General features: G+C 69.9%; 8 protein-coding genes. 5 read left to right on the forward strand and 3 right to left on the reverse strand.

Annotated elements, in window-relative coordinates; translation table 11 throughout:
* The first annotated feature begins 341 nt into the window (after nucleotides 1-341).
* The 5 genes from AMK18_RS33675 to AMK18_RS33695 all read left to right on the forward strand — a co-directional run bounded on the left by AMK18_RS33675 (nucleotide 342) and on the right by AMK18_RS33695 (nucleotide 5,751).
* Complete coding sequence (locus AMK18_RS33675) at nucleotides 342-1,367, forward strand: bifunctional DNA primase/polymerase (protein ID WP_073865814.1); 1,026 nt, start codon at nucleotides 342-344, stop codon at nucleotides 1,365-1,367.
* Nucleotides 1,364-2,902 (forward strand): DNA primase family protein, encoded by a 1,539-nt coding sequence (locus tag AMK18_RS33680; protein ID WP_073865815.1) that lies wholly within the window; start codon nucleotides 1,364-1,366, stop codon nucleotides 2,900-2,902. The genes AMK18_RS33675 and AMK18_RS33680 overlap by 4 nt, the downstream gene beginning before the upstream one ends.
* A 123-nt stretch (nucleotides 2,903-3,025) precedes the next feature.
* Complete coding sequence (locus AMK18_RS33685; RefSeq protein ID WP_018106295.1) at nucleotides 3,026-3,409, forward strand: DUF6009 family protein; 384 nt, start codon at nucleotides 3,026-3,028, stop codon at nucleotides 3,407-3,409.
* Between the two features lie 210 nt (nucleotides 3,410-3,619).
* On the forward strand, nucleotides 3,620-4,858 hold the full coding sequence (locus tag AMK18_RS33690) for a ParA family protein (RefSeq protein ID WP_018106296.1): 1,239 nt from the start codon (nucleotides 3,620-3,622) through the stop codon (nucleotides 4,856-4,858).
* Complete coding sequence (locus AMK18_RS33695) at nucleotides 4,855-5,751, forward strand: ParB/RepB/Spo0J family partition protein (RefSeq protein ID WP_026171945.1); 897 nt, start codon at nucleotides 4,855-4,857, stop codon at nucleotides 5,749-5,751. The genes AMK18_RS33690 and AMK18_RS33695 overlap by 4 nt, the downstream gene beginning before the upstream one ends.
* A gap of 63 nt (nucleotides 5,752-5,814) precedes the next feature.
* On the opposite strand, the gene AMK18_RS33700 is transcribed toward AMK18_RS33695, so the two are convergent.
* The 3 genes from AMK18_RS33700 to AMK18_RS33715 all read right to left on the reverse strand — a co-directional run bounded on the left by AMK18_RS33700 (nucleotide 5,815) and on the right by AMK18_RS33715 (nucleotide 8,041).
* A complete protein-coding gene (locus AMK18_RS33700; protein WP_073865816.1) occupies nucleotides 5,815-6,345 on the reverse strand; it encodes a hypothetical protein in 531 nt (176 codons plus the stop codon).
* Between the two features lie 209 nt (nucleotides 6,346-6,554).
* The gene (locus tag AMK18_RS35455; protein ID WP_338014074.1) at nucleotides 6,555-7,136 is read right to left on the reverse strand and encodes a helix-turn-helix domain-containing protein; all 582 of its coding nucleotides are present in this window, start codon (nucleotides 7,134-7,136) and stop codon (nucleotides 6,555-6,557) included.
* A gap of 317 nt (nucleotides 7,137-7,453) precedes the next feature.
* Nucleotides 7,454-8,041, reverse strand: a complete 588-nt coding sequence (locus tag AMK18_RS33715; RefSeq protein ID WP_198957128.1) for a 3'-5' exonuclease — start codon at nucleotides 8,039-8,041, stop codon at nucleotides 7,454-7,456.
* Nucleotides 8,042-8,391 lie beyond the last annotated feature (350 nt).

Raw genomic sequence — 8,391 nt, forward strand, 5'->3', positions numbered from 1 at the left:
GTCCCTCCCTTCGGTCCCTCCTCGTGACGCCGGGCCCACTCGCTCGACGCGCCCGGCCCGGAGGCACAACACGCCCCGGGGGAAGGGACCGAAGGGACTCGCGGAACGAAGAGTCCCGCCCACTGCGGGATGCCTGTTGTAGGCTCTGATCCGAATCTGAAAACTCAGTCCCTTCAGTCCCTCAGCCCAGCAGTAGAACCGCTCTGACCTGGGCTTTCCCTGAAGGGACTGAATCGTTCAGGACTGAACAACCTGTTGGCCCCTCGGCAAGGACGATCAGCGTGCCGCGTCAAAGAGAGACCAGTGGCTCGCGTACGGCGGGACCCACGAGTCCCTTCGACATGGCCCGTTGGTGCGCGGCGAACGGCTGGCCCGTCCACCCGCTGGCCGTCGGCCGCAAGACTCCCGCGGGCAACTGCCCGGCCTGCCGCGAGGACCCTCACCGTCCGGCGGACTGCCCCTGTCTGCCCGCCGGCAAGTGGTGCCACGGCTTCCACGCCGCGACCACCGACCCCGACCGCCTGGCCGCCTGGTGGGGCGTCAACCCCACGCTCGGCGTCGGCGTCTCGTGCGGTCCGGCCGGCCTCGTCGTACTGGACATCGACGCACACAGTTCCGAAGTCCCCCACCGCGACCGGCTGCTGCCCGGCATCCCGATCCACGAAAGCGTCAACCTCACCGGCCTGGCCTCCGGCTTCGACACCCTCGCGCTCCTCGCCGCCCTGCGTGGTCACCCCAGCCCCGCGGACGACGAGGCCACCCTGCGCGTCCGCACCCCGTCCGGCGGCCTCCACATCTGGTACCGCACCGCACCCGGCGGACCGCGCTACCGCTCGTCCGTGGGCTCCAGCCCGAAGGTCGCCCTTGCCTGGCAGGTCGACGTCCGGGCCACTGGCGGCTACATCGTCACCCCGGCCACCCGCACCCGCGCGGGCACCTACACCCCCGTCGGCCCGGCCCGCATGCCCGCGCCCCTCCCCGACTGGCTCGCGGCCGAACTCCTGCGCACCGGCCACACACCGGGCCCCAAGCCCGTACGAGTCCCCGCGCCCCGCCCCGTACGCGCGACACGCATCCCCCGGGGCACCCCGCGCGCGCTCCGGGTCCTGGAGCCCCTGCTCGCCGAGGTCCGGGCCTGCGCGGCGGCCGCCGAGGGCACCGCGTTCACCGAGAAGCTCAACCGGGCCGCCTACACCGCGGGCGGACTCGTCGCCGCCGGGCGCCTCACCGAGCCCCGAGCCCAGGACCTGCTCACCGAAGCGGCCGACGCCGCGCGCCCGCACCGTCACCGGCACAGCCTCACCGTCATCGCCTCAGCCCTGTCCGCCGGCGCAGCCCGCCCGCTCGATCCCGAAGGACGCCCATGAGCAGCGCCGACAGCAGCCCGCGCTTCGACGCCACTGCCGCAGCGCAGCAGATGCTCGCCCTCGAAGCCGAGGGCGGCCTTCCCGGCCTGCCCGCCCAGCAGAACGCCTCCGTGGTCAGCGAACCGGCCCCGCCCGAGGGCCGGCTGCCCTCCCTCCTGACCGACCGGGGCAACGCCAAGCTCTTTGCCGTGATGTTCGGAGATCAGTTCCGGCACGTCGAGGGCCTGGGCTGGTACCACTGGGACCAGTACCGCTGGAAGCGCACGGGCGGTGAGAAGGCCGCGGTCTGGGCGGCGGGCGATCTCGCCGAGCAGATGCCCCCCACCGATCCCACCGGCCAGTTCACGGACCGGGAACTGCGCGCACACCGCCGCCGCTCCATGTCGACCCCCGGCATCAAGGCCATGCTCACGCAGGCCAAGGCCTCCCCCGCCCTCGCCCTCGACCCGGACGTCCTGGACGGCGACCCCTACGCCCTGTGCACCCCGGCCGGCGTCGTGGACCTCCACACCGGGAACCTGCGCAAGCCCGACCCCGAGGGCGACATGCACTCCCGGGCCACGAGCGTCGCGCCCGAGGAGACGCCGACCCCGCGCTGGCACCGCTTCCTCCACGACACGTTCGGCGACGACGCCAAGGGCGAGGAGACGATCCACTTCCTCCACCTGCTCCTCGGCTACTCCGTCACCGGCGACGTCGGCGCGCAGGTGCTCCCGTTCCTCTACGGGACCGGCGCGAACGGCAAGTCCGTGCTGCTGGACGTGATGACGCAGATCCTCGGCGACTACGCGCAGGCCGCCCCGCCGGGCTTCCTCATGGAGAAGGGCAAGTTCTCCGAGCACTCCACCGAGCTCACCGAACTGCACGGCCGGCGCATCGTCGTCTGCTCGGAGCTCAAGCCGAACGACAAGTTCGACGAGTCCCGGGTGAAGCTGCTGACCGGCGGCGACCGCATCATGGCCCGGCGGATGCGACAGGACTTCTTCAGCTTCAACCCCACCCACAAGCTCTGGCTGCTGGGCAACCACCGTCCTGAAGTCGGCACCGGCGGTCACGCGTTCTGGCGCCGCATCCGCCTCATCCCTTTCGAACGCGTCGTCCCCGCAGCCCGCAAGATCGACAACCTCGCCAAGGAGCTCGTCCAGAGCGAGGGCCCCGGCATCCTGCAGTGGCTCATCGAGGGCGCCAAGCTCTACCTGGCCACCCGCGACCCGCTCGACGGCCCCGCCACGGTCCGCTCGGCCACAGCCGCTTACGCCACCACCGAGGACCACATCGGCCGTTTCCTCGCCGAGTGCTGCACCACCCACACCGCGGAGCTCCGCGTGGAACAGGGCCTGCTGTACGCGGCGTACAGCAGCTGGTGCGGAGCCGGCGAAGGTATCCGTCCCGCCACGGCCCGCGCGTTCGCGACCCGGGTCCGCCAGGAACTCTCCCTCGCCTCGCCCGCCGACATGATGAAGTCCAGCGGCAAGAAGTACTACCCCGGCCTGGGCCTCCTCGCCGATGAAGAGTCCAGGACCGGCCATGCCTGACGTACGCACCGGGCACACACCCGCCCGTCCGGCCTACCATGAACACGGTGCCCCCACCAGGGAACGTGCTCACACCCACCCCGGCCTTCTCCCGGCCGGCCGACACACAAAGGGGCTGCAGCCATGAGCTCGCTGCTGAACGAGAGCGACCTCCACCACGAGAACGCCGTGGTCTGGCTGGAGAACCCCGACAACCTGGACTACGTACGCCAGGCGCTCGACAAGACCACCCGCCGCCGAGGGAAGCCCCGCTACGAACGGGACGGACGCATGGTCGGCTACACCGAGCTGGAGGCCCACACCGAGGCCGACCCCGACAGCGGACTCCATCTGCGCCGGGTCTTCTTCCTGCTCCCCCACGACCGCGATGCCGACCCCGACGGCCCGTACCACGAGGGCGCCCCCGGCGAGGCGGTCGACCCGAGCACCATCGAGCCGAAGCGTGTCGGCGACAAGACGCCCCGCTCACAACGCGGCCTCGCCGCGACGGCGGAGACCGGCAACTGACGGGGTGGGGGGATTATTACGACGTAATAATCCCCCCACCCCGCCGACTTATTACGCCGTAATAACCGCCCCGGTCCCCTCCCCCAGCCCTTCGAGCCCGGCTCCCCACCCACCCGGGAGCCGGGCTCTTGAGCGTCCCTCAAACAAAAAACAGCCAGAACTAACGCGTCGATACCGAAAAGGATCATCGGGGTTAGTAAGGTGGCTGCCATGACTTCGCCCTCCCCCGGCGACCGCGAGAAGGTCGTCTCCAAGCTGCCCCCGGTCCTGCAACAGGACCTGAAGATCCGGGCCGCCCAGCACAACATCGACATCCAGCACGCCGTCGAAGCAGGCATCGAGGCATGGCGGCGCCTCGGATCCAACCTCTCCCCCATCGACACCGCCGGCGCCAAGTCCTTCGCCACCTTCCTGCCTGACGGCCAGTGGGACGGCTTCCGCGCCGACTGCGCCTCCCGGGGCGTCTCGCTCATCCAGGGCCTCGCCCAGTCCGTCATGATGTGGCTGGAGACGAACCCGGCGCCCACCGTCGTACGCCCCGAGCATCCGAAGCGCATCATCACCTGCAACCAGAAGGGCGGCGTCGGCAAGACCGCCATCGCCGCGGGCACCGGCGAAGCCCTCGCCGAGGACCCCGGCGCGCTCCACCCGGTCCGCATCTCCAAGCACTTCGCGGCCGCCCTCGCCGAGGGCGAGGAGTCCTCGCCCCTCGATTACGAGGACCTCCCCGGACTCGGACTGCGCGTCCTCCTCGTGGACTTCGACCCCCAGTGCCACCTCACCAAGCAGCTCGGCCACCAGCCGCTGCCCATCGAGGGCGACAGCCTCACCAAGCACATGGCCGGCGAGGCCAAGGGCAGCCTGGCCGATCTCATCGTCCCCATCGAGGACCCCCGCTTCGGCGACCGTCTCCACCTGCTGCCCGCCTGCACCGACGCCTTCCTCCTGGACGTCAAGCTCTCCGGGGTCCGGGCCCGCGAAGCAGCCCTGGAGCGCGCCCTGTCCGCCGTCGAGGCCGACTACGACGCCGTCATCATCGACTGCCCGCCGAGCCTCGGCCTCAGCATGGACGCCGCCGCCTACTACGGCCGCCGCCGCCAGGGCGAGGCCCCGGGCAACTCCGGCGTCCTCGTCGTCGTCCAGGCCGAGGACAGCTCCGCCGACGCCTACGGACTCCTCACCTCCCAGATCGAGGACCTCCGCGACGACATGCACCTCGAACTCGACTACCTCGGCATCGTCGTCAACCACTACGACGCCCGCCGCGGCTACATCGCCACCTCGTCCCTCAACTCCTGGATGGACATAAAGGATCCCCGGGTCGTCGGCGTCATCGGCGACCTCAAGGAACAGAAGGAGGCCGTACGCGTGAAGCAGCCCCTGCTCGCCTACTCCCCCCGCAGCGACCAGGCCGTCGGCCTGCGTGCCCTCGCCAGGGAGATCTCATGAGCAAGGCATCCCGGCTCGGCGCCGGCTCCTCCTTCGGCCAGACCCAGTCCATCAGCGCCCGCCGCGCCGCCATCAATCAGGTCGCCGCCGCTCCGACCGAGGGCGCCCCGCCCCCGGTCCAGCTCTCCGTCGACATCATCAGCCTGAACCCCGACAACCCGAGGTCCGACCTCGGCGACCTCACGGACCTGGCCAACAGCCTCCGCGACCACGGGCAGAAGACCGCGATCAGCATCATGGGCCGCTTCGCCTACCTCGAAGGCAACCCCGACCGCGAGGACGACCTCGAACCCGGTACCAAGTACGTCGTCATCGACGGCAACTCCCGCCTCGCCGCCTCCCGCGAAGCCGGCCTCACCGAGATCAAAGTGATGCTGGACGACAAGCTGGGCAGCAACCCCGACGAGATACTGGAATCGGCCCTCGTCGCCAACATCCACCGCCAGGAGCTCAACCACCTGGACGAGGCCAAGGCCCTGGAACAGCTCCTGAAGATCCACGGCACCCAGGAAGCCCTCGCCGCCCGCCTCCACCGCTCCCAGGGCTGGGTCTCCCAGCGCCTCGCGCTGCTGACCCTGACCCCCTCGCTCAAGGAGAAGCTCCAGTCGGGCGAGGAATCCGCGGCCACGCTGCGCCTGGTCGGCAAGAAGAAGGCCGAGGAGCAGGAGGCCCACCTCCAGCAGCTGAAGGCCACCAGGCCCCAGAAGCCCCGCACCCCCAAGCAGAAGCGGCAGTCCCCCGCGGAACCCCCCACCCGCCTGCCCTCGACCGACGCCTACACCCTGGCGAGCCTGATCATCGAGGAGCTCGACGTCTCGTCCCGCCGCAAGCTCACGGAGCTGCTCGTCGACTTCAAGATCGAGGAGTCGAAGCGGATGAGGGCGGAGAAGTAGCCGCCGCACAGGGCTGGGTGCGCACTATTACGCCGTAATAATGCGCACCCAGCCCTTCGGCTATTACGGCGTAATAACCGAGGCCGCAGCCTGCCTCCCGGCCACACGGCGGCGGTGGTACGAGACGGTCACCGCGCCGAGGAGCGGCCCCCAGGCGACCAGAGGCAGATAGAGCAGGCCCACGACCACGCTGCCGTACGCGGTCAGATCGGGGTGGGGAAGAGCCCACCAGGCGACGAGCGGCGTCCACAGAACCGTCAGCACCAGGGCCCCGAGGGCAGCCGGGACAACGACAGCGAGCCGGGGGAGAGAACGCCCACCGAGCCGCGGAATCCAGCGGGGGAGTACCTCACCCCACGGCCGCACGAGCCCGAGCGTCAGGAGCGCGACCGCCTCGCTGAGCACGCTGAGGCCGAGCACGTAACCCGCACCCCAGCCGGTGAAGTCCATCGCCGCGTAACCCGCGTCGGTGTAGCCGGCCGTGTGGCCCGTCGCCAGAAGAAGGCGCCAGATGCCGGTCGGCAGCGTGACGAGCGCGCAGAGGTGGGCGGCGCGGACGGCCCAGCGAGGCGGTGTGGAAGTCATGTGCACCATCCTGTTGGCACGCCGTCCCGCAGTCGTCGGCTCCGGGTACGAGCTCCCGCTCGGCCCGGAACGAGATTCCGCCCCATCGCCTCACCCGCGCGGGGGAGACCCGCCTCCTCCTAGGGACCGCCGCAGTATTACGCCGTAATAATCCACGCACCGGTCCCACCGGCCGCAGCATTATTACGCCGTAATACTCCGGCGGCGGCGTCCGTTCCTCAGCCCTCATCGCCCTGCCGCCGTCCGGCGAGCACCACCGCACCACCCGCGACCGCGAGCCCCGCGAGGACGACACCGAACACCCTGACCTGGTGGACGTCGTAGGCGGCGAGGTAGGCCAGGGCGCCGCCGCGTCCGTAGGTGTGGTTGACGCGCATCGCGCGGGCCTGGCCGGGGGCGAGAGTGGGGTGGCAGCGGCAGCGGGCCTGGACGGAGGTCTTCTCGTCCGCGCTGATGACGTACTCGTCCTCGCCGAGTGCCTTGCCCTGCCAGGTGCGGGCGTACAGGTCCAGCACACGCTGGGCTTTGAGCGCGTCCTCGGCCAGCCAGCGGCGCACGGTGGAGGCAGAGACGGGGCCGGTGATGTCCCGGGCTGCCAGCCCGCGGGCCAGGTCTGGGCATGACCAGCGTGCCAGCGGTACCCCGGTCTCGGCGGGCAGACGGCAGGCCCGCGCCTTGGCCTCGGCCACTTGCAGTGCTGTGTACGACGGCGGCCGTCCCGACCGATCGCGGTCGGACAGGCCGCCCAGTCCCCGGTCTGCGAACCGGCCGCGCCAGCGGCGGACCGTGTCCAGGTGCAGGCGGTCTCGCGGGCGATGCGCGCGTTGGAGCGTCCGCGTGCGGCGTGCAGCACCACTTGAGCGCGTATCCGCAGCCGGTGTTCGGTCTTTTGACCGTAGGCCATTTTCTTCAGTCGCTCGAGCTCAGCGGCGTGCAGGGTAGTCGGCCGGGCGGCGGCAACGGGCAAGGCAGACAGGCCGATCGGGAGAAGTGGATCACGACAGGCCGTAGCCTGCCGTATCCGGGGAGCGGTCTGTCGGGCACGATTGGCACCATGCCCTCGCCCCCGGAACACACACCTCTCCCTCGAAGCGCGCCTCGATGAGTAGGCGCGAGGCTAGACGACTGTGGGCGTGACCGGCCATGCCCCGCGGCCCAACAGATCGAGGACGAGTGCGGCGATGTTCCACGCGTCGTCCTCTCCGCGGTGATGGCGTCCCTCGAGCGGCAGTCCGGCGATCTGTAGGGCGTGGTCCATGCCGGGTTTCTTGCGCAGCCCGTAGGCCGCAGTGAATACGGCCTTGGCGTTGGTGTGGGTGCGCTCAGTCGGATAGCCGAACGGGTAGGCCACCCCGTCAGCCTGACTCTGCCGAGCGAATTGCCGACGGTCGTACTCGCCCCAGCTCGCCCAAGGGCGCTTCCCAGCCTCGTACTCCTCGACGAGGATCCGGCATGCCTCGGCGAAGGAAACGCCCCGTTCCACCTCAGCTTGCGTCAGTCCGGTCAGTTCAGTGCAGAAGTCGCTCACCTTCGACCGGACAGGGCGGACCAAGACACGATGCCGGGACACGCGGCGCCCTGCCGACACGTCCACGACGGTGAGACCAATCTCGATGATCTCGTTCACAGAGCCGGGCGGCGGCTGCCCGTCCCAGCAGGTGGCTTCCACATCAATGACGTTCAGCAGGGCGGATTTGTGGCGCATGGGGCCGAGGGTAGGGATGCTCGCCAGGGTCCGGCATCTCAATTTCTGCATGTCCACGCTGTCACCGCCAACACCGACCTCTTCGACACGAACCTCACGCCTTGACCTGAACCAGGTCCCACCCTGCGTCAACCCCCGAAGGACTTCCGGCGCTGACCACTTAGGGGTCGCGCCAGTTCGAGGTGGATTCGTGGGTGAGTCGTCGATCCATGAGGTCGACCATGGCTACCTTGATCGATCCAGCATTTCCTGGTCGCTGTGCCGACGTTGGCTGCCACCCTGAGGCCGCGGCGGTGCTTCAGGGCGGCAGCCTCAGGAACGAGCCCATAACTGCGATCTCTCGGTTTTGT

Origin of the sequence: Streptomyces sp. CB01249 (genome assembly GCF_001905735.1) — a bacterium.
Taxonomy (GTDB): domain Bacteria; phylum Actinomycetota; class Actinomycetes; order Streptomycetales; family Streptomycetaceae; genus Streptomyces.